The organism is Goodfellowiella coeruleoviolacea (assembly GCF_024171785.1).
In the GTDB taxonomy this organism is placed as follows: Bacteria; Actinomycetota; Actinomycetes; order Mycobacteriales; family Pseudonocardiaceae; genus Goodfellowiella; species Goodfellowiella coeruleoviolacea.
The window spans coordinates 413212-437421 of record NZ_JAMTCK010000003.1; the positions used below are offsets into that span (position 1 = coordinate 413212).

Genomic DNA, 24210 nt, shown 5'->3' on the forward strand with positions numbered 1-24210 from the left:
ATGCGATTCATCCTTCTGTCCACTACCAGCAAGTAGCACCGTGGGTACGGTTAGAGCGCCTGCTTTGTCGAAGTGTGTCGAAAAAGCCGGCCAAAGTGCTAGCTGCTGCCATTTTGGGGGCCGGTCATGTTGCTGCGGTTCAGGGTGGCCAATCACCGGTCGATCCGGGATCCGGTGGAGTTGTCGCTGGTCAGGTCGACCGCCAAGGGAGTGGCCCCGGCCGACGGCGACTGGCGCGGCGCCACCACGCGGGTGGCGGGGATCTACGGCGCCAACGCCTCGGGCAAGTCAACCCTGCTGCACGCGCTGAACTTCGCCAGCGACGCCGTCCAGGAGTCGGCCTGGTGGGGGAACGAGGACCGGTTTCCCCACCATCCCTACCTGTTGGACAACGAGAACCGGCATCGGCCGTCGAGTTACGAACTCGACGTGGTGGTGGCAGGGGTTCGATACACGTACGGCTTCGAGTCGACCGCGAACGGGATCCAAGCGGAGTGGCTCTACTCGTACCCGGCTCGCCGCCGGCGGATGCTCTTCGAACGGTCCGGAGAAGGCGACGGTCAGCAGTTCTCGTTCGGGCGAACGCTGCCCGGTGAGAACATCACCATCAGCAAGCTGGTGTCCGCCACGTCACTCTTCCTGTCCACTGCTGCCAACAGCAACCACCCCGTGCTGAAGCCGATTCACCGAGGAATCTCGTACGGAATTCGTTACGCTCGCTTTGATCATTTTGATCGGCGAGAGCGAATCGATTTTTCCCGGCAACTGCTTGAGGACGGGAAAACCTTCAGGCGAGCCGAGACGCTGTTGCGGTTCGCCGACCTCGGTATCGTCGGGATAAAGCTGGAGCACAAAGAGGTTGACGGCGGGTTGCGCGAGTTCCTGCAGCGGATAAGTGACGCGCTGCCGGGGACGGTGGCCGCGGAGGACAAGCTTGAGCGCGTGGAAGAGGCCGTTGCCAGGCTGAGCAAGACGATTACGTTCGCGCACGGTGTCGCGGACGACCGGGGAACCTTGCCCAGTCTCACGCTTGAGCAGGAGAGCAGCGGCACGGTTGCCTGGCTGAGCTTGGCGGTTCCCGCGCTGGACGTGCTGCGCGGCGGAGGTGTTTTCCTGGTCGATGAGATCGATGCCAGTCTTCACCCGCGGCTGACCTCCGCCCTCATCGGCATGTTCAAGGACCCGGTCGTCAATCCCAGTGGCGCGCAACTCGTTTTCACGTCGCACGACACCGCGCTGATGGGCAACCTGCTCGGTGGCGTGTTCGAGTCCGACGAGATCTGGTTCACCGAGAAGCGAGCGGATGGAGTTACCGAGCTGTACGCGCTGGCGGAGTTCGCCACGAGAAAAGGTGACAACTTCGAGCGTCGCTACCTGCAGGGCCGGTACGGCGCGGTGCCGATGATCTCAGCGGACGAGCTTCGCCTCGCTTTTGCGGATTCGGAGTAGCCTGTGCCGGCGAAACGGCTGCGTGACAAGCCGAACCTGGATCGGGCCAAGTCGACTCGCCGAGAGAAGGCCAGGATTCTCGTTGTCACCGAGGGGGTAATCACTGCGACGCGGCCGAACTCGGCCGCCGGATTGCCAAACACGGCGTGATCAACAAGAAACTGCCAGCGAACTTCCCCTTCGGGAACGCGGTCCTGGCGATGAGGCGAGCCAGAAGTCATCCGGGTGACATTCCACCGAACCCGGGCAGCGGGGTGCGGGCACTGGTTGACGTCATTCAGCGCGGCAGTCACCTGAACGGGGGCGGGGATCACCCGGATGGGCCTGCGTGAAATGTCGACTCGCGGGGTTTGCACAGTCGACTCGCGGGGAGGGCCCCGCCACCCGGAGGGTGGCGGGGCGTGGGGTCAGTCGGAGAGCAGGCGGGCGCAGCGGATCAGGCCCAGGTGCGAGTACGCCTGGGGGTGGTTGCCCAGGGAGCGCTCGGCGATCGGGTCGTACTCCTCGGGCAGCAGGCCGGTCGGGCCGGCCGCGTCCACCAGCTGCTGGAACAGCTCCTCGGCCTCGGTGCGCCTACCGGTGAGCAGGTACGCCTCGATCAGCCAGGTGGCGCACAGGTGGAAACCACCCTCCTCGCCGGGCAGGCCGTCGTCGCGCTTGTACCGGTAGACCGTGGCACCGCTGCGCAGTTCGGCCTCGATCGCGGTGACCGTGGCCTGGAACCGCTCGTCGGTGGGCTCGATCAGCCCGGTCAGGCCCACGTGCAGGGAGGCCGCGTCCAGGTCGGTGCCGTCGTAGGCCGTGGTGAACGCCTGGACCTCGTCGTTCCAGCCGTTCTTGAGCACGTCCGTGGCGATCGTGTCGCGCAGTGACGGCCACCCCGGGTCGATGGGCCGGTGGTAGGTCTCGGCCAGCTTGATCGCCCTGTCGATGGTGACCCAGCACATGACCTTGGAGTACACGTGGTGGCGCGGCGCGTGCCGCTCCTCCCAGATGCCGTGGTCGGGCTCGTGCCAGCGCCGCGACACGGCCTCGGCCATGGCGCACACCATGTCCCAGTCGCGGTCGGTGAGCTGGCCCCTGGCCTGGGTGAGCTGGGCCACCAGCTCCACGATCGGCCCGAACACGTCCAGCTGGACCTGCTGGTTGGCCAGGTTGCCCACGCGCACCGGGCGCGAACCCGCGTAGCCGGGCAGCGAGTCGATCACCGCCTCCGGGCCGAGCATGGTGCCGTGCAGGGTGTAGAGCGGGTGCAGCCGCTCCGGGCCGGGCAGGGTGTCCAGCACCCGGTGCACCCAGCCCAGGTAGGCCTCGGCCTCGGCGAGCGAGCCCAGGGACACCAGGGCCTGCGCGGTCAGCGCGGCGTCGCGCAGCCAGCAGTACCGGTAGTCCCAGTTGCGCACGCCGCCCAGTTCCTCGGGCAGCGAGGTGGTGGCCGCCGCCATGATCGCGCCGGTGTCCTCGTGGCACAGGCCGCGCAGGGTCAGCGCGGACCGGCCGACCAGGTCGTGCTCGACCGTGGGCAGCTTGAGCGTCTCCAGCCACTCCGACCAGTACCGGCCGGCCTGCTCGCGGCGCTGGGACTCGGCCACCGGGTGCGCGGACAGGTCGTCGGTGCCGCAGCGCAGCTCCATGACCAGTGGCGCGTTCGGGGTCAGCTCGACCACGGCCCGCGCGGACTCCTGCAGGCCGTCGGAGGTGATCTCCCAGTCCACGCCGGGAGCGCGGAGCACGATCGGCTCCGAGGTGCCGACCACGCGCAGCCCGTCGGGCTCGCGCACCAGCCGCACCGGCACCTGACCGAACTCGGGCCGGGGCGCGAACACGACCACCGCGTTGGTGTTGCCGGAGAGCACCCGGATCAGGTCGGTGCGGTGCGGGGCGGTGCCGTGGTCCAGGTAGTCGGTGACCAGCAGCTTGGACCAGCGGGTCTCCACGGTCATGGTGCCCGGCAGGTAGCGCTGGCCGAGGGGCAGGCCGTTGCGCTCCGGCTTGACCGAGAAGTGGCCGGCGCTGGGGCCGCCGAGCAGGTCGGCGAAGACCGCTGTCGAGTCGGGCTCGGGGTGGCACATCCAGGTCAGCCTGGCGTCGGGGGTGACCAGGGCGACCGAACGCTCGTTGGCCAGCATGGACAACCGCTCGATGGGCGGGGCCTGCTCGCCGTACAGCCAGTTGCGCCGCTCCTCCAGCAGGAAGGCGAGCACGGTGGCCACGTCGGTGGTGTCGTTGATGCGGAAGTGCGCCAGTGTCTCGCCCGGGCCAACCTTGACCCCCAGGTCGGGGCCGCACAGGCGGGAGAAGGCCTTCTCGTCGGTGACGTCGTCGCCGAGGAACATCGCGGCGCTCGCGCCGACCTGGTGCCGCAGCACGTCCAGGGCGTTGCCCTTGTCGGTCTGCACCACGGCCAGTTCGACCACGGCCTTGCCCTCGGTGACCTGGATGCCCTCCCAGGTGCACGGGCCGGAGCGGACCGCGGCGAGGACGCGGTCGGCCACCTCGGGTTCGGCGCGGCGCACGTGCACCGCGACGCTGGCGGGTTTCACCTCCAACTGCACACCGGGCTGGCCGCTGACGAGCTGTTCCAGTTCTGTCTCCACCCGCCGGTGCAGTTCCCTGGCTTGGGCGTCCAGTTCGTGGACGAAACCGACGTCGAACTCGGAACCGTGGCTGCCGACCAGGTGGACCTCGGCGGGCAGCCGGGACAGGGTGGCCAGGTCGCGCAGGGCGCGACCGGAGATGACGGCGGTGGTGGTCTCGTGAAGCCCCGCGAGTGATCGCAACGCGTTGACGGACTCGGGCAACGGGCGGGCCTGCTCGGGATCGGCCACAATCGGGGCCAACGTCCCGTCATAATCGCAGGCGACGAGCAGCCGCGGAGTCCGAGCTAGTTGCACGACCGCGCGACGCAACTCGGCGGGGAGGGCTTCGGCTGTCAAGCCTCCTCCTCAGGCTTTCGGGGGATGCAGAGCTAGGCTGAATTGAATCAGAGCACTGGCTGCGAACCCAGGGCTTCGAGAAAGGACCGCGCCCAGCGGTCTACGTCGTGGGTAAGGACCTGACGGCGCAGCGCGCGCATCCTACGTCGTCCCTCTGCCGGGTCGACGGTGAGGGCCGCGTGCAGTGCGTTTTTCACCCCATCGAGGTCATGCGGGTTGACGAGGAAAGCACTGGTGAGTTCGCTGGCGGCGCCGGCGAACTCACTGAGTACGAGCGCGCCACCAAGATCATACCGGCACGCAACGTATTCCTTACACACCAGGTTCATGCCGTCCCTCACCGGCGTCACCACCATGACGTCGGCCGCGCTCATGAACGCCGCCAGCTCCTTCCGGTCAACTGACTGGTGCAGGTAGTGCACGACAGGGTTGCCGACCCGGCCGAATTCGCCGTTGATCCGCCCGACAATCTGCTCGATGTCACCGCGCATCTGCTTGTAGTGCTCGACGCGTTCCCGGCTCGGGGTGGCCAGCTGCACCATGGCCACCTTGGTCGGGTCGACGCGGTTCTCGGCCAGCAGCTCGTGCAGGGCGTTCAGCCGGACGTCGATGCCCTTGGTGTAGTCCAGCCGGTCCACGCCCAGCAGGATCTTCTCGGGGTGGCCCAGGTCGGCCCGGATCTGCCTGGCCCGCTGCTGCACGTCCTTGCGCCGGGCCAGGGCGTCCAGCCCGGCCGAGTCGATGGAGATCGGGAACGCGCCGACCCGCACGGTGCGGTCGCCGACCTGCACCACACCGGGCCGGGTGCGCACGCCCACCGCGCCCCGGCTGGGCTCCAGGCCGACCAGCCGGCGGGCCAGCCAGAGGAAGTTCTGCGCGCCGCCGGGCCGGTGGAAGCCGACCAGGTCGGCGCCGAGCAGCCCGCGCACGATCTCGGTCCGCCACGGCAGCTGCATGAACAGCTCCACCGGCGGGAACGGGATGTGCAGGAAGAAGCCGATGCGCAGGTCGGGCCGCTGTTCCCGGAGCATCGCCGGGACCAGTTGCAGCTGGTAGTCCTGCACCCACACGGTCGCGCCCTCGGCGGCCACCTTGGCGCAGGCGTCCGCGAACCTGCGGTTGACCCGGACGTAGACGTCCCACCAGCTCCGGTCGAACACCGGCGGGGCGACCACGTCGTGGTAGAGCGGCCAGAGCGTGGCGTTGGAGAAGCCCTCGTAGTAGTCGCGGACCTCGTCGTTGGTCAGCGCCACCGGGTGCAGCAGCAGGCCCTCCTCCTCGAACGGGTCGACCGCCACGTCGGCCACGCCCGGCCAGCCAACCCAGGCGCCGCTGCGCGAGCGCAGGAACGGCTCCAGCGCGCTGACCAGCCCACCGGGGCTGTGCTTCCAGCGCTGGCTGCCGTCGGGCAGGCGCTCCAGGTCCACGGGCAGCCGGTTGGCGACAACGATGAACTCCGCGCCCTGCTCGCCGATGTTGCTGCTGGTCACCGGGGAACGCCCTCCTTCGACCCTGCTGCTGGGTGGTCGGGCCGCCGCGCGTCCGCGTGCTGACGCGGACGCGTCTGGTTGGACTGCTGGCTGGCCGGCCCACGGGGTGTGCGACACGCCGATGTCGCCGTCACCAACGAGGCTAATGGGACCGGGCGCTGCGGGTATCCCTCAGTTGACGCCGTTCGGTAGTGGCAGTTGTCACGTTTGGTTGTCAGGGTGGCGTGCGGGTGGTGGGGCGGCTACTCCAGGCGGCGGCGGGTGGGGCGCAGCGGGCCGGACAGCCGCGGCCCGGCCAGCCGCCGCTCCAGCCGGCCCAGCCCGGTGCGCACCGGCTGGGCCAGGTACTCGCCCAGCACCGCGCCGCCGGCCAGGGCCAGCCCGATGCCCAGCGCGTAGACCAGGGTGGACACCCCGGCCAGGTTGGTGTCGGCGGTGAGCTGGTACAGGCCCCGGTAGGTGGTCCACCCGGGCAGCAGCGGGGTCATCCCGGAGACCACCACGACCAGCGGCGGGATGCGCAGCCGGCGGGAGGTCAGCGCGCCGCCGAAGCCGATCACCACGGCCGCGCCGCCCGAGGCGATGATCGCGTTGGCGCCGGCCACGGTGAGCAGCCCGTAGCCGGCCATGCCGGTGGCGCCGGCCGCGGCGGCGATCAGCAGGGCGCGCGGCTGGGCGTAGCTGGCCACGGCGAACCCGGCGGACACGGCCGCGCCGGCCAGCAGCTGCACGCCCACACCCCCGGCGATGGGCGGCAGCGGGTCGACCACGGAGGTGACCACCCCCAGCTCCACGGCGCTGCGCAGGGTCAGGGCCACGCCCGCGATCAGACCGGCCGACATCAGCGCGATCTCCATGGTCCGGCCGGCCGCGGTGACGTTGTAGCCGGTGATCGCGTCCTGGGCGGTGCTCACCAGGGACAGCCCGGACAGCAGCACCACCAGGGCGGACCCGACGACCAGGGAGGGCCGCGCGCCGAGCAGCCCGGCCGCGTGCAGGCCCAGGGTGGCGGCGGTGGCCAGGGCCCCGCCCACCACCTGCTGGAAGAAGAACGGCAGCGCGCGCCGGTTGAGCAGCCGGCCGACCCGGTCGGTGAGCGCGGTGACCAGCCCGGTGAGCAGCGCGGTGGTCAGGTTGGCGCCGAGCGTCACGGCCACGGCGCCCGCCATCGCCGCCCAGGCCAGGGTGGCGACCCAGCGCGGGTAGGGGTGCGGGGCGGAGGTGATCTTGTCCAGCTCGGCGTAGGCGTCCTTGGCGCTGATCGATCCGGTGGTCATCAGCCGGACCAGGCGCTCCACCCCGGACAACCGCGTGTAGTCCAGCCCCCGGGACCGGACGACCCGCAGTGAGGTGACCGGCGCCAGGTCGGTGCCCCGGTGGCAGCAGACCGTGATTGAGGTGTAGATCACATCCACTTCGCAGTGCGGCAGTCCGTAGGCCGAGGTCACCGCGATGATGGTGGCGGTGACATCGGCCGCACCGGCGCCGCTGGACATCTGGACCTCGCCGACGCGCAGGGCCAGGTCGAGCACGAAGTGCACGGTGGCGTCGTCCGGCAACGCCGGGCCGTGGACCCCGTTTGTCGGTGAAACCTGCTGGTCAGAGCTGGTTCGTGGCGCGCGCCGCAGTACCCCGCGACCGTGGCGGCCGAACAGCACCGGTGAACACCTCCTCGTCGTATCCCGCGTCTCATCGGACGGTCGCTACGCTGTGTTGCTCTGTTGATCAGTGGCGTATGCCACCCTCGATTGGACTACCTCGTGCGGGTGTACCTACTCACGGTTCGTGCGCGAATCTTTCGCGCAGCTCAGCGCGGGTGCGCGATACCTGGCCGGGCAGTCAAGATCACCCGCTTGGCGGCCGATGCGTCCGGTCGGAGCAACAGCAACACGACTGGAGTAGGCCATTCGTCGCGCGTAGTACCCGCTCGGGCCGCTTAACATGTCATCGGCACTGCCAAGCCGGCGTAGCTCAACTGGCAGAGCACCCGCCTTGTAAGCGGGCGGTTAGGGGTTCGAGTCCCCTCGCCGGCTCAGTCGCACCACACGTGGTGTCAGACACCGTTGCGACAAACGTGGGCCGCCCCGACCGGGACGGCCCACGCTGGTCGCCGGGGGTGACTCATTAGGCTGACACGGTGCCGCTGACCTCATCACCCCACCTCGCCGACGACGCCCGCTACGACCGGATGAGCTACCGGCGGTGCGGGCGCAGTGGCCTGAAGCTGCCCGCGATCTCGCTCGGGTTGTGGCACAACTTCGGCGACGACCGCAGCTACCAGGTCGGCCAGGCGATCGTGCGCCGCGCCTTCGACCTGGGCATCACCCACTTCGACCTGGCCAACAACTACGGCCCGCCGCCGGGCAGCGCAGAGCGCAACTTCGGCCGGATGCTGGCCACCGACCTGCGCCCGTACCGCGACGAGCTGATCATCTCCACCAAGGCGGGCTACGACATGTGGCCCGGCCCGTACGGGGAGTGGGGGTCGCGCAAGTACCTGCTCGCCTCGCTGGACCAGTCGCTGGCCCGGATGGGCCTGGACTACGTGGACATCTTCTACTCGCACCGGTTCGACCCGGACACCCCGCTTGAGGAGACCGTGGGCGCGCTGGCCAGCGCGGTGGCCCAGGGCAAGGCGCTGTACGTGGGCATCTCCTCGTACTCGCCGGCCAAGACCAGGGAGGCGGCCGAGCTGCTCCGCCAGGCCGGGGTGCCGCTGCTGATCCACCAGCCCTCGTACTCGATGCTCAACCGGTGGATCGAGGCCGAGCTGCTGGACACCCTCGCCGAGGTCGGGGCCGGCTGCATCGCGTTCTCCCCGCTGGCCCAGGGCATGCTGACCGACCGGTACCTCAACGGCGTCCCCTCGGACGCCCGGGCCAGCCAGGGCAAGTCCCTGTCGCCGGACTGGCTCACCGAGGAGAACCTGGCCCGGGTGCGCGCGCTGCACGAGATCGCCCAGGGTCGCGGCCAGTCCCTGGCCCAGCTGGCGCTGGCCTGGACGCTGCGCGACCCGAGGGTGACCTCGGCGCTGATCGGCGCCAGCTCGGTGGCGCAGCTGGAGCAGAACGTGGCCGCGCTGGACGCGGCGCCGTTCACCGAGGACGAGCTGGCCGCGATCGACGAGCACGCGGTGGAGGCCGGCATCAACCTGTGGGCGCGGTCCAGCGACGCGGGCTGAGCCCGGTGACCGCCGCACGCACCACGCGGGAGGTGTGGCGGCGGTCACGTAACGCGGTCGCCGGTGCGGAATGATCTCCGGCGACCGCGTCTGTTAGGTTGGCGGTGGCGTGGTTGCGTCGGTCACTTGGAATATCGGCCGGGAACGTCGACCGGGATGGTCGGCGGGAAATCGGTTGGGAACCGGCGTCGACCCCGCCTGTCGTTGCTCAGGAGCACTCGGGAGCCTGCGCTCGGGGTCAGGCCCGAACCGCTGTTGACCAACTGTGCGAACGACCTGTCTCGTCCGGGTTCGGGACCGGACGGGACAGGTCCGTGGCGCCACCCCCGTGACCGCCCCAGCGGTTGACCGCCGCCTTCCACCCGGGGCGGCCCGCCGCTGTTCGCCTGGGGCGGCCCGCCGCCCTGCGCTTGGGGCGGCCCGCCGCCGACGGTCAGGCGGAGGTGTAGCGCCACTCCTCGAACTCCAGCTGCAACGTGGAACAGGCCAGGTCCCGGCCCATCCGGTCGAGCAGGTCGGCCAGTTCCAGCCGGCTCAGCCAGTCCCGGGGCAGCGCGGCCGTGCCGTGCAGCGCGCCGTGGATGTTGCCGGCGATCGCCGCGGTCGCGTCGCTGTCGCCCGAGTGGTTGGCGGCCATGCGCAGCGCCTCGCAGAACTCGCCGGCCCGGCGGAACACCAGCACCGAGTACACGGCCACGGCCAGCGCCTCCGGCCCGGTCCAGCCCGCACCGACCCGGTCGGCGCGCACCGGCGGGCTGACCGCGCCGCGCTGGCCCTCGGCCAGCTCCACCGCCTTGATCAGCGCGTACGCCGTGGGCGGGTCGTCGCGCAGCACCCGGCCGATCACCTGGTCGACCGCTTCGGCCAGCGGCCGGCCGCGCACCGCGAGCAGGTGGACGAGCAGGGCCAGCGCGCCGCCGGGCGCCCAGCCCGACGGGTTGCCGTGGGTGAGCGCGGCGAACTCGCAGCCCAGTTCGTAGGCGATGGCCGGACTCGGCGCGAACCCGGCCGGCGCGGTGCGCATCACCCCGCCGCAGCCGGCCGAGTCGTTGACCGGGTTGTCCCGGCTCGGCGCGTGGTCCCTGGCCAGGGCGCGTAAACAGGTCAGGCCGGGCGAGCGGCTGGCGTAGAGCCGGTCGTAGGCCAGCAGCCCGCGCGAGCCCGGCTCGGGCCCGTCGTACTGCTGGGTGACCAGCCACCGCCGGTAGCTGCGCCACACCGTCTCCACCGGTTCCCAGACCCCCTCGGTGCGCCCGCGCACCCAGGCCCGTAAGTAGCCGTCCGCGGTGAACAGGGTCAGCTGGGTGTCATCGGTCAGCAGGGCGGGGCGCGGCGGGGCGATCACCCCGGCCGGACCGTGCTGACGAACGATGTCCTCGACGCTGAGGAACTCAACCGGCGCGCCCAGCGCGTCCCCCAACGCGCCGCCGAGCAGGCATGCGGCACCACGATCGACCACTGTGGACGGATCTCGTGGCACATCCCCTCCTGCGCTCTCCCTCCTGGCGTGACCCTAGCCGGGCACTGGCCGGAGACTTCCCGGGTGCTTGTCGATCATCGTCCGGCACGGCGCCGGCCGGAGCCACGCCGGGGCGCGGTCAACCCCACCGCGCCGGCCCCCGTCCCGGACCTGGCCACCCGGTGCCGATTCGGTCCGTGACCGCGATGTGTCAGCGTGTATCTGCGACGGCGGTCGTCGCCTCTTCAACAACGCACGATCTGGTGATCGCACGCCACCGGGCGCACCGCCTGGACGGCCAGCAGTCGGGGAGCCACATGGCCGGTGAGCACGTCGAGGGACCGCCTGACCGGCGGCCGGAGACCGGGCTGGAGTTCGGCGTGCTCGGGCCGGTCCAGGTGCTGGCCGGCGGCCGGCAGATCCCGGTCAACCGGCCGGGCATGCGCGGCCTGCTCGGCATGCTGCTGCTGGAGGCCAACCAGGTGGTGCCGATCGACCGCCTCGTGGACGGCCTGTGGGGTGAGGACCCGCCGGCGACCGCGCGCACCATCGTGCACGGCTACGTGTCCCGGCTGCGCCGGCTGCTGGCCCAGGCCGACCCGACCGGCTCGGCCCGCATCCACACCCGGCCGCCCGGTTACCTGCTGGCGGTGGAGCCGTGGCGGGTGGACGTGAACCGGGTCCGCCAGCTGGTCCGGTCCGCGCGCGGCAGGGCCCCGGCCGACCGCGCCGGCCTGCTGCGCGAAGCACTGGGCCTGTGGCGGGGGCCGGTGCTGGCCGACGTGCCCGGCCGGCCGGTCAGCGCCGGCCTTGAGGAGCTGCGGCTGGGCGCGCTGGAGGAGCGCATCGAGGCCGAGTTGGAGCTGGGCCGGCACGCCGAGCTGGTCGGCGAGCTGCGCCAGCTGGTCACCGAGTACCCGTTCCGGGAGCGGCTGGTCGGCCAGCTGATGCGGGCGCTGTACCGGGCCGGCCGGCGGGCCGACGCGCTCGCCGCCTACCAGCAGTTCCACCGCAGGGCCGTGGCCGAGCTGGGCATGGACCCCGGTCCGGAACTGCAGGCACTGCACGAGCAGGTGCTGCGCGACGACCCGGCGCTGCGCGGGGCCGGCGCCGGGGTGCTGCCGCCCCGGGTGGGGGTGTTGGCCCCGGCCCAGCTGCCCTCGGCCGTGCCCGGGCTGATCGGCCGGGCCGCGGAGCTGGCCTGGCTGGACGGGCTGCTCGGGGAGCGCGGCCGGGGTGCGACCACGGTCGGCGTGGTGGTGGGCGCGGCCGGGGTCGGCAAGACCGCGCTGGCCGTGACCTGGGGGCACCAGCGCGTGGACGAGTTCCCGGACGGCCAGCTGTTCGCGGCGCTGCGCGGTTTCGACGACGGCCGACCGCCGGTCGCGCCGGCCGACGTGCTGGCCCGGTTCCTGGCCACGCTCGGGGTGGCCGCCCGGGACGTGCCGGCCGACCTGGAGGAGCGGGCCGCGCTGTACCGGACGCTGCTGGCCCGGCGGCGGGTGCTGGTGGTGCTGGACGACGCGGGCGACTCCGACCAGGTGCGGCCACTGCTGCCGGCCGGTGCCGGCTCGGTGGTGCTGGTGACCAGCCGCCGCCGGCTGGACGGGCTGGTGGCCGGCAGCGGGGCGCGGCTGCTGGCCGTGGACACGCTGTCCCCGGAGGCCGCGGTCGAGCTGCTGGACGAGGCGAGCGGCACGGCGTGGTCGGTGGCCGAGCCCGAGTCGACCAGCCGGCTGGCCCGGTGGTGCGGCCACCTGCCGCTGGCGCTGCGCATCGCCGCGGCCCGGCTGCTGGCGAGTCCACACTGGACGATCGCGGACCTGCTCGCCGAGCTGTCCGACGAGGGGGCCCGGCTGCGCTCGCTGAGCGTGGAGGACGCCGACGTGAGCGTGGGCCGGGCACTGGACGTGTCCTACCGCAACCTGCGGCCCGAACTGGCCGAGACCTTCCGGATGCTGGGCGTGCTGCCCGGTGAGACGTTCGGCGCCCACCTGGTGGCCGCGCTGTGCTCGATCGACCCGGCACTGGCCGACCTGCGGCTGCGCGCCCTGGCCGGCGCCCACCTGGTGACCCAGCCGGCCGAGGACCGGTTCGGCCTGCACGACCTGGTCCGGCTGCACGCCAGGCAGGTGGCCGAGGCCGAGCTGACCGAGCGGCAGCGGTCGGCCGCGCTGGACAACGTGCTCGACTACTACCTGACCACCGGCGCCCAGGCCGGCCGGCTGCTCTGCTGGGCCGTTGAGGAACTGGCCCCGAGCCTGTCCCGGCCTGCCGGCCGGCCCACCTGGCGGCTGCCGGTGACCAGGCAGGAGGCCCTGGTCTGGTTCGACCTGGAGTGGCCCAACCTGGTGGCGGTGGTGGACGTGGCCGCCAGGACCGGCCGGCACGACCGGGTGTGGCGGCTGGCGCTGCTGGCGCACTGCTACCGGGTGGTGCGCGCCACCGGCGAGCAGTGGCTCGCCCTGGTGCGGCAGGGCCTGGACTCGGCCAGGGCGTGCGGTGACCGGCTCGGCGAGCTGCTGCTGTTGAGCGCGATCTGCCAGCTGCGGCAGAGCCAGGGCCGGGCCGGGGACGCGCTGGCCGAGGCCGAGCAGGCGCACCGGATCGCGACCGGCCTGGCCGACACCCGCTACCTGCGGATGACCCTGGGCGATCTGGCCGCCGCCCTGCTCGGGCACGGCCGGCCCACCGCGGCGCTCACCCGCTACCGCAAGCTGTTGTCGTTGTGCCGCAAGGAGAGCGACCCGGTCGGCCAGGCCCGCGTGCTGGACGAGATGGCGCGGGTGGAGCGGCTGCTCGACCGGTTGGAGCCGGCCGCCGAGCACCAGCGGCAGGCCGTGGAGCTGCACCGGGACTTCGGCACCAGGGCGGACTACGGGCTGGCGGTGAACACTCTGGCCGAGATCAGCGCCGAGCTGGGCGAGCTGGCCGAGGCCGAGGCGCTGGCCCGGACCGGCGTGGACCTGGCGGCCGAGGACGGCATCACCTTCCGCGAGGCGCAGGTCCGGCAGACGCTCAGCCAGGTGCTGGCCGCGCGGGGGGAACTGGCCGAGGCCAGGGCCGAACTGCTGCGCGCGCTCGCCCTGTACGAGCGGGTGAACTCGCCCAACGCCGAACTGGTGCGCGCCACCCTGGTGAACCTGGACCCGGACGGGTAGCACGGGATCCGCCGGTCACCACTCGAACGTGTGGCACCCGAACGGTGGGTGGCCGCTGCTGGTGTAGCGGTCAAATCTTCCGCCCGGCCCGCGTCAGCACCGGCGGGTAAACCCGGGCTCCGCGTTGACCAGCGGTGATGGCGAAGATATTTCAGCTAACTAATTAGCTCGGCTCATTAGCGCCCGTCATTAGCCTTGACCGTTTAGCGAATGTTTAGCCCAATCGGGCGGCGGCGTGGCACCTTGTCCCGTGGCACCGATCAGCTCGCGCGATCGGTGCCGTGTGGGGTGGTGGCCGAAGGGGAGAGTCAGGGGGGAACCACCCCGGCGGGCCGGCCGGCACTCGGGGAGAGTGCCGGCCGGTTCCGCCCACCGCCGGTCCGGTCCGGGGCCGATCAGGGGATGTCCGGTCAAGGGTGTCCGGTCAGGGGGTGTCCGCCTCAGAGCGGCAGCAGGTCCGGGCGCTTGGCCTGGCGACCGTCCCCCGAGGACTCCCCGCGCAGCCGCCGGCCCAGCCACGGCACCAGGTGCTCGCGGGCCCACTTCAGGTCGGCGCGGCGCAGGCTGACCCAGTCCGGCTGCTCCACCTGCGGCCACGGCGCGTCCCAGCCCCGGCCGGACGGCAGGCCCAGCACGTCGGCCACGCGCAGCGCCACCCGCTGGTGGCCCTCGGGCGACAGGTGCAGCCGGTCCTCGCTCCACGCCCTGCTGTCCCGCAGCACCGTCATCGACCACAGGTCCACCACCGGGCAGGAGTAGCGGTCGGCGATCGCCCGCAGGTGGCTGTTGTAGGTGGCCACCCGGCCGCGCAGGGAACTCATCACCGGCGTGCCCTTGGTGTCGAAGCCGGTGAACACCAGCACCTCGCAGCCGGCGGCGCGCAGTTCGCGGACACCCCGTTCGTACAGGTCGGCCAGGGCGTCCGGGTCACCACCGGGCCGGAGGATGTCGTTGCCGCCGCCGCTGAACGCCACCAGGTCCGGTCGCGCGGCCACCGCCTGGGGCACCTGGTCCTGCACGATCTGGTGCAGCAGCTTGCCCCGCACCGCCGTGTTGGCGTAGCGGAAATCCGGGTTGCCCTCGGCCAGCATGGCCGCCAACCGGTCGGCCCAGCCCCGGTAGCTGCCGTCCGGCGCCGGATCGTCCAACCCCTCGGTGAAGCTGTCTCCGATCGCGACAAACGTCTTCCAGCGATGCACGCCTGTTCCTCCCCATTCCCATCGGTGACCCCCGAACCGTGGGTGTGCGGACGGAGGCCGCTGGGCAGCATGCTCCTTCGTGGTCGACCTACGCCACCGTCGCCTACCGCACCGTAGGTTTGACCTGTCCCGACACCCCACCCGGCTTGCGCCACCGGCCTGGTCAGGGGGCGTACCCTGGCGCCGGTCGGCCCACTGCGGTGCGGAATCGGCCGCGAATGCCCAGCTCGCAGGGAGATGCCGGTGCAGTTGTCTCGCTTGCCCCTTCCGCCCGTTTCCGTGGGTGCCGCCATCGCCGTGGTGCTCGGGCTGGCCCTGGGGGTGACCTTCGGCAACCAGCCCACCGAGGTGGACAAGGAGGGCGCGCCGGAGCGCCCGGGCATCACCGACGCGTCCAGCCAGCAGGACGACGCCAGCGGGGCCGGCCAGCCCATGGAGTACGTGCCGGAGACGGTGACGGTCACGGTCACCCCGTCGGCGCCGGCGTCCGGCGAGCGGCGCGGCAGCGGGCAGAGCAGGGCGACATCCACACCGGCCACCCGGGCGAAGACCAGCGCCGAGACCAGGCCCAACAGGGAGATGCCGGCCAAGCCGGCCCAGCCGGCCGCGCCGCAGCACTCGGCGATCAAGCCGGTGCCGCCCAGCGACGTCCCGAACGTGCCCGGCTCGCTGGGGCCGTCCCTGCCCGCCAGCATCTCGCTGCTGCCCTCGCTGGGCGATCCCGGCCAGGGGCTGGCCGAGAACCTGCTCGGGCTGCGCGACCAGATCCTGCGGTAGCCGGAATCGCGTCGCCGACACCGCGGTCGCCGACACCACCGGCAAACCCGGGTGACAAACCGCGGCGCCGGTAAACCCGGGTGCCGGTAAACGCCAGCACCGGTAAACGTGGCCGCGCGGTAAACAAGATCACCCGGACGGCATCGCGTCGAGATCACCGCCGGGATCACCGCCGGGATCACCGCCGGGATCACCGGACAAGGGCTGGCCATCCGCGCCGGCAACCACCTCGACCGGGCACGCCGGCCGGCCGAGGTGGCGGTGCCGCGGTGATTGTCGTGACGGCCCGCGCAGCAGGGGTGAATTTCCCGGACGGCGTGATAACTTCGGCACTCGCGCGCCCGGTCGGCGTCCTGCCCAACCGGGTTCGCCTCCGGTTGAAAGCTGGACATTCCAGGCCACACAGGGCAAGACGTCGCAACGGCCGGTCGCGCGCACTCGTCGTGGGCCGGTGCGAACCGGTCCTTCGTTCCGTTTCCGGAAGGATGTGTGGCGATTCCTAGCCCCAGTGCGATGCGCCCCGCTGCGATGCGCGCGGTTGACTGCTCGCCGCTCGACGAGCGGGTTGACCAAGATCACTCCGAGGAGTACCGCCGAATTCGCGAGTTCATCGCTGAGTCATCGGCCGAGACGCCCTACCTCGTGTTCGACACGGGCATGGCGGCGAATCGATATCGTCGGTTGGCCGCGGCTTTTCCCGACACCCAGGTTTTTTACGCGGTGAAAGCGAATCCGCAGCCAGCGTTGCTGCGCACCCTGGTCAACCTCGGTTCCTCCTTTGACGTGGCCAGCCGCGGCGAGATCGAGGAGTGTCTGGCCCAGGGCGCCGCACCCGAGTCGCTGTCCTACGGCAACCCGATCAAGAAGGTCGGCGACATCCGGTACGCCCACCAGCGCGGGGTGCGGCTGTTCGTCTTCGACAGCGAGGCCGAACTGCGCAAGCTGGCCGAGCACGCGCCGGGCGCCTCGGTGTTCTGCCGGATCCTCGCCAGCAGCGCCGGCGCCCAGTGGCCGTTGAGCGGCAAGTTCGGCTGCTCCCCGGCGATGGCCGCGCAACTGCTGGTGCGGGCGCGGGACTGGGGTCTGAACCCGATCGGGCTGTCCTTCCACGTCGGTTCCCAACAGCTCGACCCGTGGCGGTGGGAGCCGAGCGTGGCCCAGGCCGCGTCGGTGTTCGCCGAGGTCGAGCGGCACGGCATCCGGCTCACCATGCTCAACGTCGGCGGCGGGTTCCCCGCCAGGTACACCCAGGAGGTGCCGGACATCGGCACCTACGCCACGGCCATCCGGGAGGCGGTCCGCCGCCACTTCGGCGCGTCCGCGCCGGCCGTGGCCGTGGAGCCGGGCCGCTACATCGCGGCCGAGGCGGGCGTGCTGCGCGCCGAGGTGGTGCTGGTGTCCCGCAAGGCGCACGACGACGAGACCCGCTGGGTCTACCTGGACGTGGGCCGGTTCGGCGGGCTGGCCGAGACCGAGGGGGAGGCCATCCAGTACCGGCTGGCCTCGGGCCACGGCGCGGGCCCGGACGGGCCGGTGGTGCTCGCCGGACCGACCTGCGACAGCGTGGACATCCTCTACCAGCGCGCCGGATACCGGCTGCCGCTCGCCCTGACCAGCGGCGACCAGGTGGACATCCTGGCGGCCGGCGCCTACACGGCCACCTACTCCTCCGTTGGCTTCAACGGTTTCGGCCCCCTTCCCACCTTCTGCATCGGAGACGACAACGAATGACCAGCACTGCCAAACTGCGCTTTGACGGTCGGGTACTCGTGCTTGGCTGCGGCTCGGTGTCGCAGTGTCTGCAGCCGCTGCTGCTGCGCCACCTGGACATGGACTTCACCCGGCTCACCGTGATGGACTTCGCCGACCTGGCCCACACCGTCCCGGACACGCTCGCCGCGGGCGCCAGCTACGTGCGGGAGCGGATCACCCCGGACAACCTGGCCGACGTGCTCGGCCAGCACCTGGGCGCCGGCGACCTGCTGATCAACCTGAGCTGGAACATCGACACCGGCGCGATCGTCGGCTGGTGCCACGACCACGGCGTGCTCTACGTGGACACCTCCGTGGAGGAGTGGGACCCCTACGCCGTCCAGCCCGACACCCCGCCCACCGAGCGCACCCTCTACCACCGGCACATGCAGCTGCGCGAACAGGTGGCCGCCTGGGGCGGGCGCGGGCCGACCGCGGTGGTGGAGCACGGCGCCAACCCCGGGCTGGTCAGCCACTGGACCAAGGTGGCGCTGGAGGACATCGCCACCACCATGCTCAAGGAGCCGGACCGGCTGGCCCGGCCGCTGGAGAGCGCGCGGCGCACCCGGCTGGAGGAGGCGCTGGCCGACCGCGACTACGCGCGGCTGGCCATGGAGACCGGCACCAAGGTCATCCACATCTCCGAGCGGGACACCCAGATCGGCAGCGCGCCCAAGCAGGTGGGCGAGTTCGTCAACACCTGGTCGGTGGACGGCTTCTACGAGGAGGGCATCGCCCCGGCCGAGCTGGGCTGGGGCACGCACGAGCCGGAGCTGCCCGAGTTCGCCTTCACCCACGCCACCGGCCCCGGCAACCAGATCTGCATCGCGCGCACCGGCATCACCACGCTGGTCCGCTCCTGGGTGCCGGTGGGCGGCCCGATCATCGGCATGGTGATCCGGCACGGCGAGGCGTTCACCATCAGCGACCACCTGACCGTGCGGGACGGCGACCGCGTGGTGTACCGGCCGACCGTGCACTACGCCTACCTGCCCACCGACGCGGCCATGGCCTCGCTGCACGAGTGCCAGATGACCGGGTACCGGTTGCAGGAGCGGCAGCGGATCATGACCGACGAGATCGTGGACGGCATGGACGAGCTGGGCGTGCTGCTGCTCGGCCACGACCTCAACGGCTGGTGGGTCGGGTCCCAGCTGGACATCCACGAGGCGCGCGAGCTGGTGCCGCACCAGAACGCCACCACCCTGCAGGTGGCCGCGTCCGTGCTGGGCGCGGTGCACTGGATCGTGCGCAACCCGGAGCGGGGCGTGTGCGTGCCGGACGACCTGGACCACGAGGAGGTGCTGGCGGTGGCCAACCCCTACCTCGGCCCGTGCCCGTCGGTGCAGACCGACTGGACCCCGCGCCAGGCCGCCCACGACCCGTTCAGCGCCTTCCGCCCCGGCGTCGGCGATGACCAGCCGACGCCGGCCGAGCCGTGGGCGTTCGGCGAGTTCCTGGTGCGCTGACCCCGGGCTGGCGCCCGGCACCGGCGGACTGGTGGCGGCGGGCTGATCGGGCCCGCCGCCACCAACTCCACCCCAACGAGTGATCTTTCACCCCCTCTCGCGCGAGTCGACAGTTCCGGCAGCGCGTGTCTTGTATTTCGCCATCCGGCCAATGGGTGATCCGCCACCCGATAGTGGGAAGAAAACCGGCCCGCGCGATCACCCCGAATTCCCGCACGGGCCCGGTGCTTCCCCCGCGCCGCCGCCGCGCCCCCGGAACGCACCGCGATCCGCGCGCCCAGGACGGGCGTCGCTGGTAACCTCGAACCGGTCGCGTCAACAGCCCTTGTCCTGTTGGTGCGACAAACTCCTTCCCCTGCGCCGAACCCGCCGGCCGCCACCCCCTGGGCGGTGCCGGATTCCGGGCACGCGAAAACCGCCCGGCTGCCTGATCCGCCTGATCACCGCCGGGCTCGTGGTGGCCGCCGGTTTGTCAGCTCACGTCGATCTCCGCCACCAGGCGCTGGATGAGTTCTCTGGACTCCGCCGGGCTCATCGCCTTCTCGGTCAGCCGGGTGAACGCCCGCAGCAGCGCGGTGGTGTCCTTCTCGTCGGTGAAGTAGGTGGACGGCCCGTAGACCACCGGCGTGAACCCGACGCGGGGTGCGGTGCCGTCGAAGTCCAGCACCACGATCCCGCCGCTGGGCGCCGGGTTGTCCAGCGCGCCCAGCCGGAGCACCTGGATGGTGAGGTTGGGGTGGCGCTCGTCCAGCACCAGCAGGTGTTCCAACTGCTCCCGCATGACCTCGGCGAACCGCTCGTCGTCCACCAGCGCGTTCTCGGTGAACACGAACTTCAGCTCGCGCGAGTCGGCGTCACCGAGCACCCGTTCCTGGCGCTGGCAGCGGAACGCCATGCGGGACTCCAGGTCGTGGCCGTACTTCGGCCACCACACGCCGTCCCCGGTGCGCAGGATCGCCCGCATGTAGCGGGGGCTCTGCAACAGCCCGGGGATCAGGCCCGGCTCGTAGCAGTAGAGGGTGCGCGAGGCCGCCTCCATGTCGGCCAGCCGTTGGAAGGAGTCGGGCAGGGCGTCGGTGTAGGTGCCCGGCTGGCTGGGCGTGCCCCGGCGCTGGCGCTTGCGCGCCTCCGCGCCCAGGGCGAGCACGGTGGCGCGTTCCTCCCTGGCCACCGCGTACAGGTCGAGGAGCTTGTCGAGTTCGGTGGGGTCCAGCGTGGCCGTGCCGTCCTCGACCTTGCTGATCCGCGAGTCGCTGACCCCGATGTACTTGCCGACCTGCAGTTGCGACCGGCCGGACTGCTCACGCAGCCGGCGCAGCGCCAGTCCCAACTGCCGGCGCTCGACCGTCTGCCGCGCTTTGCCCATTCGTTGACCTCCCTGTGTGTGTTCGTGTTGCAGCGTCTTCTGTTATCGCGCGCCAGCTCAGGGGGACGGGCACAGTTAGCCCGTTCAGGGCAATGACCAAGGGACAACTTTCCCCTACCGTAAGGGGAAACCTTCACCTTGGCCGGTCAATGCGTGGTGGGAGGCGCGGACCCATGGCCCTGGATCGTAGAGCGCCACAACAAGCACAACGTGCACCGGACGCGGCGGGGTGCGGGGCTGGGCCGGCGGCGGACCCACGGGGTTGGGGGCGGTGTTGTGAGCGTCCCGCCAGGGGGCGAGCTGCCGTTAGGGGTGTGGCAGCGGCTGGCCGAACAGGTCTTGACCGAGGCGATCAGCCCGAACGGGATCCGCGTGGCACCGGAGGAAGCGCGTGAGTGGCTGGCGGCGCTCACCGACAGCGCGGTGGCCATCGGCCAGGCCGCCGAGGCCGCGGTCGAGCGGGACGGCGGCCCGGACAGCGCGTGACACGGTGTTCGGGCGAACGCTGGCCAGTGGCCGGGTGCGGCTACTGCGAGCGGTTCTGGGGGACGGGGGCGACATCACGTGCGCCGGGAGTGCGCAGGGGACAGGGGGAAGCACTGGTGCACAAGACGGATTTCATGTGTGACCACATCAATGCCGCGCACTCCGCCGCGCTGGCGGCCGCGCTGCGCCGCTCCCGCGAGCCCTACCGGCGCTGCCCCGGCTGCCGGGTGATGGTCTACGACCGGGCACTGGCCGACTGGCTGGTCTCCGACGGCCGCGCCGTGGCCTGGGGCCTGCAGGCCATGCTGCTGCTGTCACCGGTGATCTGGCCGGGCGTGGTGTCCGGCCGGCGCCGCCACCCGGACGTGAAACTCGCCTACGCGCGGACCTTTGTGGACAGTCTGGCGTCCCGTTTTTCCAGCCGTGCCTTGGAGTTGGTGTACGAGCCGGCACCCAGGGGTGAACTGCGGCACTGAGCCAGGAGCGGACGTCGCGGGTGAGGTGGGCACGTCCGTCGCCTCACCCGCGACGTCGCGAGCGGTGACCTACTCGGTGCCGTTCGGGGGTGGCGCGGGCCGGTCCTTGTTGGCGAAGTCGAACCAGCAGGGTGCACCGGGTGACGCGTTCCGGCCAGCCCGGATCATCTCGGCGATTCCCTCGTTGACCCGGGCCGCGGCCTCTTCGGCCGTGCGGCTGGGCCAGGGGTGGAAGTCACCCCTGTCGTCCAGTTCGCCCGCGACCAGCACCCCCTCCGCCACCAGCTCGACCGCAGCGGCACCGGCCGCGGCGAACGCTGCTCGCGCCTCCTGGATGTCGCTGTACTCCCGGATCAGGAAGATGAGATCGAGAATGGTGAGCCAGTCGTACTCCCGGATCTCCCTGAGGTGTTCGATGAACTCTGTCCGTTGGGGAATCAAATCGTGTTCCAGCCTTGTTTGTTGACGTGGATTTTCAACTGGTGGTTGTCAGTGGTCCACAAGTCGATGGTTGGTTCACCTGGTGTGCTCGATGATGACGGGCGCCAGCCAACGCAGGTTCCATCCGGTAGGAGCGACACTACTCCCTTGTAGCCAGGCACGTGGGTGAGCCGACCATTGATGGTCAGCGCCTCGTAGATGCGGCGGAGTTCAGCCGCGTCCGGTACTTCACGGATCTGCATTCGCCTTTTTCGCCGGGGTTCACGGCCTATCCGGGTACCGCGATCACGGGCGTGTTCGGCCGCTGTCAATCCTTGCCACCTGCCCAGCGGGAGCGGGGCGGCAGCCGGTGGGCGGGGTGCCAGGAGCTGATCAGGCGGGTGGTCCGCCCGGGTGTCGCCGTCCGCTGTCGCGCCGATCCGCCGCAGGTAGTGGGTGACGGTCTCGACGCTCGTGCGTTTGAGGTCCAGGCAACTCTCGGTGGCGTCGGCCAGGCGCGCGAAGAGCGCGGACACCTCGTGAAAATCGGGCCGACTGCTGCCCTCACCCACCTCCCGCAGGATGCGGGATATCTCCAGTGCGCGTTCCCGCACCGCAAGCATGTCGTTGATGTTCTGGTCAGCCAGATCCAGTGCGGATCGAATGTGCGCTATCACCTCAGCCAGTGAGGCCACGCAACCCCCTCTTTTCTGACTGTTGCTGATCCTCCCATGGTCGACGAGTGAGTGAAATCGCCCTTTGGTGGTTCGGTGCGGATTTTGTTTGCCCCGAGTAGCAGCGCGCGCTCTGCCATAACCCGATCGAGTGGTGCTGGCCGGCTGCCCCGGCTGGTTGTCGGTGGGGGCGGGCATTCTCGCTCTCGGGCGAGAGGGGGCGATGTGTCATCGATCGGTGAGGTGCTGGCGCTGGTGCTCGGCGTGGCCGAGCAGGCGCCGGTCGAGCGGGCCGCTGGCCTGGCTGAGGTGGTTGACCAGCGTTGGCGGTTGTTGCGCGACCGGCTGAGCGCGAGCGGCGACGACGTGGTGTGCACGGCGCTGGCGGAGTTGGCCGCGGCGGCCGAGCAGGTCCGGGCCTGTGGCGCGGCGTTGCGTGGCGCTGTCGAGTCGTGTCGGGCGTACGCGGGGCGGTGGTGAGCGGTGTCGCTCGGCGAGATCATCGCCCAGACCCTGGCTGACTGCGCGGAGCTGCCGGTCGGCGAGTTGAACTCGGTCATCGAGTGGCTGGACGACGAGGCCGTGCCGGTGTTGTCCGCGCTCGCCGGGGAAACGGGCGGGCACGAGTTGCCCGAGGCCGTGGTACACCTGGTGCGGGGCCGCGAGGCAGCTACCGATGCCGTGCTGTTGCTGGAGAGCGCGATTGGTCGGCTCACCGCCTACTGCGAGCGCCAGGGCCGGCTGCTCGATCAGGACAGGGCCCTACCGGAACCGAGTGGCTTGCGCGGCCCAGCCGGTGATCAGGCTCGGTCGGTTGGTTCCTGGGCGGGTAAGGGCGCGGTGGAGCACGTCCGGGACGGTGGCGTGTCCATCGGACGCGAGCCCCCGCACATCGCGGGCAAGCAGCAGCGGGCGAGGCGGCGCAGGGTGAAGCCGAATCATTTCATTCGGGAAGTCCGCTCATTGGCGGAGCTTGACGAGATCTACGCCGCGCTGACGGTGGGAGGTCGTCCGGTGGAGAGAGCTAAATACGTCGGGCGGCTCATTGAGTTGCCCGATGGAACATGCGTGGGATACCGGCGAAAATCCTCATCGTCGGACTACCCCACGGTAGATATCTGGAATGATCGAGACAAGTTGAAAATACACGTCAACAAGGAGGGGTGGTGTTAGGTGTTGGGCGACATGGACGAACTGCGGGACTCCGTGGTGGAGGCTTGTGAAGATGATTGGGTGTACTTCGCCGAGTTTGTGCAGATTTCCCGTGATGTTGCTGAAGTGGGGGAGAATCCGCTGACATGCGCCGGTGAGGTGGCTGCGCACTTCGTTGGTGAAGGATTGATCGTTCCTGGTGAGCTGACGGATGCCGGGTTCGTCCCGTGGCAGCTGAGCAGGTCCGAGGCTGCCGAGCGGATTCGGCGGGAAGTGGCGGCGATGGTTCGGGAGGATGTTCGTCTTTACCCGGGCGACGTGTGCTGGTTCGAGTTGGCTGAGAACGCGCAAGGCCCGGCGGACGTGGACTGACCTTGTTCGCTGACGAAGAGTGGGATTTGCTCCGCGAGTGCGTTGTCGAGGCGTGCGCGGACGACTACGTGTACTTCGCCGAGATCGTGTCGATGGTCAAGGACGTTGTCGGCGGCGGTGATGACTTGTTGGCGCGGGCCGGTGAGGTGGCGGGACGGTTCGTTGCGGAAGGGCTGACCGTTCCTGGTGAGTTGCACCGGACCGGCTTTGTCGCGTGGTCGGTCGCGCCCGCAGCGGCGGCCGAGCGGATTCGGCGGGAAGTGGCGCAGATGGTGCGTGACGGGGTCCGGCCGACGTTGGGGAGTGTGTGCTGGTTCGTGCTGGGCGAGGCTGTCTCCGGTGGATCGCCGGCGGAGTGATCCGTGGGGCGGACAGGTGACCGGCGGGTGAG

At 70.8% G+C, this 24210-nt stretch carries 20 protein-coding genes and 1 tRNA gene; 13 read left to right on the forward strand and 8 right to left on the reverse strand.

The window, feature by feature from the left end:
- Nucleotides 1-126 precede the first annotated feature (126 nt).
- Complete coding sequence (locus tag LX83_RS07935; RefSeq protein WP_253768710.1) at nt 127-1449, forward strand: AAA family ATPase; 1323 nt, start codon at nt 127-129, stop codon at nt 1447-1449.
- Between the two features lie 407 nt (nt 1450-1856).
- Here LX83_RS07935 and otsB read toward each other — a convergent pair whose 3' ends face one another.
- From otsB to LX83_RS07950, 3 genes are all read right to left on the reverse strand, one after another.
- Nucleotides 1857-4385, reverse strand: coding sequence for a trehalose-phosphatase (gene otsB / locus LX83_RS07940; RefSeq protein WP_253768720.1), 2529 nt, complete (start codon nt 4383-4385; stop codon nt 1857-1859).
- Between the two features lie 47 nt (nt 4386-4432).
- Complete coding sequence (locus LX83_RS07945; RefSeq protein WP_253768723.1) at nt 4433-5875, reverse strand: alpha,alpha-trehalose-phosphate synthase (UDP-forming); 1443 nt, start codon at nt 5873-5875, stop codon at nt 4433-4435.
- A gap of 242 nt (nt 5876-6117) precedes the next feature.
- The gene (locus tag LX83_RS07950) at nt 6118-7503 is read right to left on the reverse strand and encodes a threonine/serine exporter family protein (protein WP_253769144.1); all 1386 of its coding nucleotides are present in this window, start codon (nt 7501-7503) and stop codon (nt 6118-6120) included.
- Nucleotides 7504-7835: 332 nt separating this feature from the next.
- On the opposite strand from LX83_RS07950, the gene LX83_RS07955 reads away from it, so the two are divergent.
- Nucleotides 7836-7908: transfer RNA gene (locus LX83_RS07955), tRNA-Thr, on the forward strand.
- Between the two features lie 110 nt (nt 7909-8018).
- A complete protein-coding gene (gene mgrA / locus LX83_RS07960) occupies nt 8019-9056 on the forward strand; it encodes an L-glyceraldehyde 3-phosphate reductase (RefSeq protein ID WP_301327869.1) in 1038 nt (345 codons plus the stop codon).
- Nucleotides 9057-9489: 433 nt separating this feature from the next.
- Here mgrA and LX83_RS07965 read toward each other — a convergent pair whose 3' ends face one another.
- Nucleotides 9490-10536: an ADP-ribosylglycohydrolase family protein gene (locus tag LX83_RS07965; RefSeq protein ID WP_253768726.1), complete on the reverse strand. Its 1047-nt coding sequence runs from the start codon at nt 10534-10536 to the stop codon at nt 9490-9492.
- Between the two features lie 242 nt (nt 10537-10778).
- On the opposite strand from LX83_RS07965, the gene LX83_RS07970 reads away from it, so the two are divergent.
- Nucleotides 10779-13676, forward strand: a complete 2898-nt coding sequence (locus LX83_RS07970) for an AfsR/SARP family transcriptional regulator (RefSeq protein ID WP_253768728.1) — start codon at nt 10779-10781, stop codon at nt 13674-13676.
- A gap of 440 nt (nt 13677-14116) precedes the next feature.
- On the opposite strand, the gene LX83_RS07975 is transcribed toward LX83_RS07970, so the two are convergent.
- Nucleotides 14117-14875: an SGNH/GDSL hydrolase family protein gene (locus tag LX83_RS07975; RefSeq protein WP_253768730.1), complete on the reverse strand. Its 759-nt coding sequence runs from the start codon at nt 14873-14875 to the stop codon at nt 14117-14119.
- A gap of 243 nt (nt 14876-15118) precedes the next feature.
- Here LX83_RS07975 and LX83_RS07980 point away from each other — a divergent pair, with 243 nt between their 5' ends.
- The 3 genes from LX83_RS07980 (at nt 15119) to LX83_RS07990 (ending at nt 18873) form a co-directional block, all read left to right on the forward strand.
- On the forward strand, nt 15119-15652 hold the full coding sequence (locus LX83_RS07980; RefSeq protein WP_253768732.1) for a hypothetical protein: 534 nt from the start codon (nt 15119-15121) through the stop codon (nt 15650-15652).
- Between the two features lie 513 nt (nt 15653-16165).
- Nucleotides 16166-17383, forward strand: coding sequence for a type III PLP-dependent enzyme (locus LX83_RS07985; protein WP_253768736.1), 1218 nt, complete (start codon nt 16166-16168; stop codon nt 17381-17383).
- Nucleotides 17380-18873 (forward strand): saccharopine dehydrogenase NADP-binding domain-containing protein, encoded by a 1494-nt coding sequence (locus tag LX83_RS07990; protein WP_253768749.1) that lies wholly within the window; start codon nt 17380-17382, stop codon nt 18871-18873. The genes LX83_RS07985 and LX83_RS07990 overlap by 4 nt, the downstream gene beginning before the upstream one ends.
- A gap of 472 nt (nt 18874-19345) precedes the next feature.
- Here LX83_RS07990 and LX83_RS07995 read toward each other — a convergent pair whose 3' ends face one another.
- Nucleotides 19346-20239 (reverse strand): helix-turn-helix domain-containing protein, encoded by an 894-nt coding sequence (locus tag LX83_RS07995; protein ID WP_253768753.1) that lies wholly within the window; start codon nt 20237-20239, stop codon nt 19346-19348.
- Nucleotides 20240-20515: 276 nt separating this feature from the next.
- On the opposite strand from LX83_RS07995, the gene LX83_RS08000 reads away from it, so the two are divergent.
- Nucleotides 20516-20725, forward strand: a complete 210-nt coding sequence (locus LX83_RS08000; protein ID WP_253768757.1) for a hypothetical protein — start codon at nt 20516-20518, stop codon at nt 20723-20725.
- Between the two features lie 116 nt (nt 20726-20841).
- On the forward strand, nt 20842-21201 hold the full coding sequence (locus tag LX83_RS08005) for a hypothetical protein (RefSeq protein WP_253768761.1): 360 nt from the start codon (nt 20842-20844) through the stop codon (nt 21199-21201).
- A gap of 69 nt (nt 21202-21270) precedes the next feature.
- Here the strand turns inward: LX83_RS08005 and LX83_RS08010 are convergent, their stop codons facing one another.
- Both LX83_RS08010 and LX83_RS08015 read right to left on the reverse strand, forming a co-directional pair.
- A complete protein-coding gene (locus LX83_RS08010; protein ID WP_253768765.1) occupies nt 21271-21642 on the reverse strand; it encodes a hypothetical protein in 372 nt (123 codons plus the stop codon).
- Nucleotides 21639-22316 (reverse strand): hypothetical protein, encoded by a 678-nt coding sequence (locus tag LX83_RS08015; protein ID WP_253768769.1) that lies wholly within the window; start codon nt 22314-22316, stop codon nt 21639-21641. Before LX83_RS08015 ends, LX83_RS08010 begins: the two co-directional genes overlap by 4 nt.
- Before the next feature lie 204 nt (nt 22317-22520).
- On the opposite strand from LX83_RS08015, the gene LX83_RS08020 reads away from it, so the two are divergent.
- The 4 genes from LX83_RS08020 (at nt 22521) to LX83_RS08035 (ending at nt 24178) form a co-directional block, all read left to right on the forward strand.
- On the forward strand, nt 22521-22775 hold the full coding sequence (locus LX83_RS08020; RefSeq protein WP_253768773.1) for a hypothetical protein: 255 nt from the start codon (nt 22521-22523) through the stop codon (nt 22773-22775).
- Nucleotides 22776-22778: 3 nt separating this feature from the next.
- Nucleotides 22779-23468: a hypothetical protein gene (locus tag LX83_RS08025; RefSeq protein WP_253768777.1), complete on the forward strand. Its 690-nt coding sequence runs from the start codon at nt 22779-22781 to the stop codon at nt 23466-23468.
- A 12-nt stretch (nt 23469-23480) separates the two neighbouring features.
- Nucleotides 23481-23819: a hypothetical protein gene (locus tag LX83_RS08030; RefSeq protein ID WP_253768781.1), complete on the forward strand. Its 339-nt coding sequence runs from the start codon at nt 23481-23483 to the stop codon at nt 23817-23819.
- 68 nt (nt 23820-23887) lie between these two features.
- On the forward strand, nt 23888-24178 hold the full coding sequence (locus LX83_RS08035; protein WP_253768784.1) for a hypothetical protein: 291 nt from the start codon (nt 23888-23890) through the stop codon (nt 24176-24178).
- Nucleotides 24179-24210 lie beyond the last annotated feature (32 nt).

Bases quoted from the DNA above. Each gene is read 5' to 3' on its own strand.
- LX83_RS07935 (WP_253768710.1), top strand. From the start codon at position 127: ATGTTGCTGCGGTTCAGGGTGGCCAATCACCGGTCGATCCGGGATCCG.
- LX83_RS07985 (WP_253768736.1), top strand. From the start codon at position 16,166: ATGCGCCCCGCTGCGATGCGCGCGGTTGACTGCTCGCCGCTCGACGAG.
- LX83_RS07990 (WP_253768749.1), top strand. From the start codon at position 17,380: ATGACCAGCACTGCCAAACTGCGCTTTGACGGTCGGGTACTCGTGCTT.
- LX83_RS08030 (WP_253768781.1), top strand. From the start codon at position 23,481: ATGGACGAACTGCGGGACTCCGTGGTGGAGGCTTGTGAAGATGATTGG.
- LX83_RS07995 (WP_253768753.1), bottom strand. From the start codon at position 20,239: ATGGGCAAAGCGCGGCAGACGGTCGAGCGCCGGCAGTTGGGACTGGCG.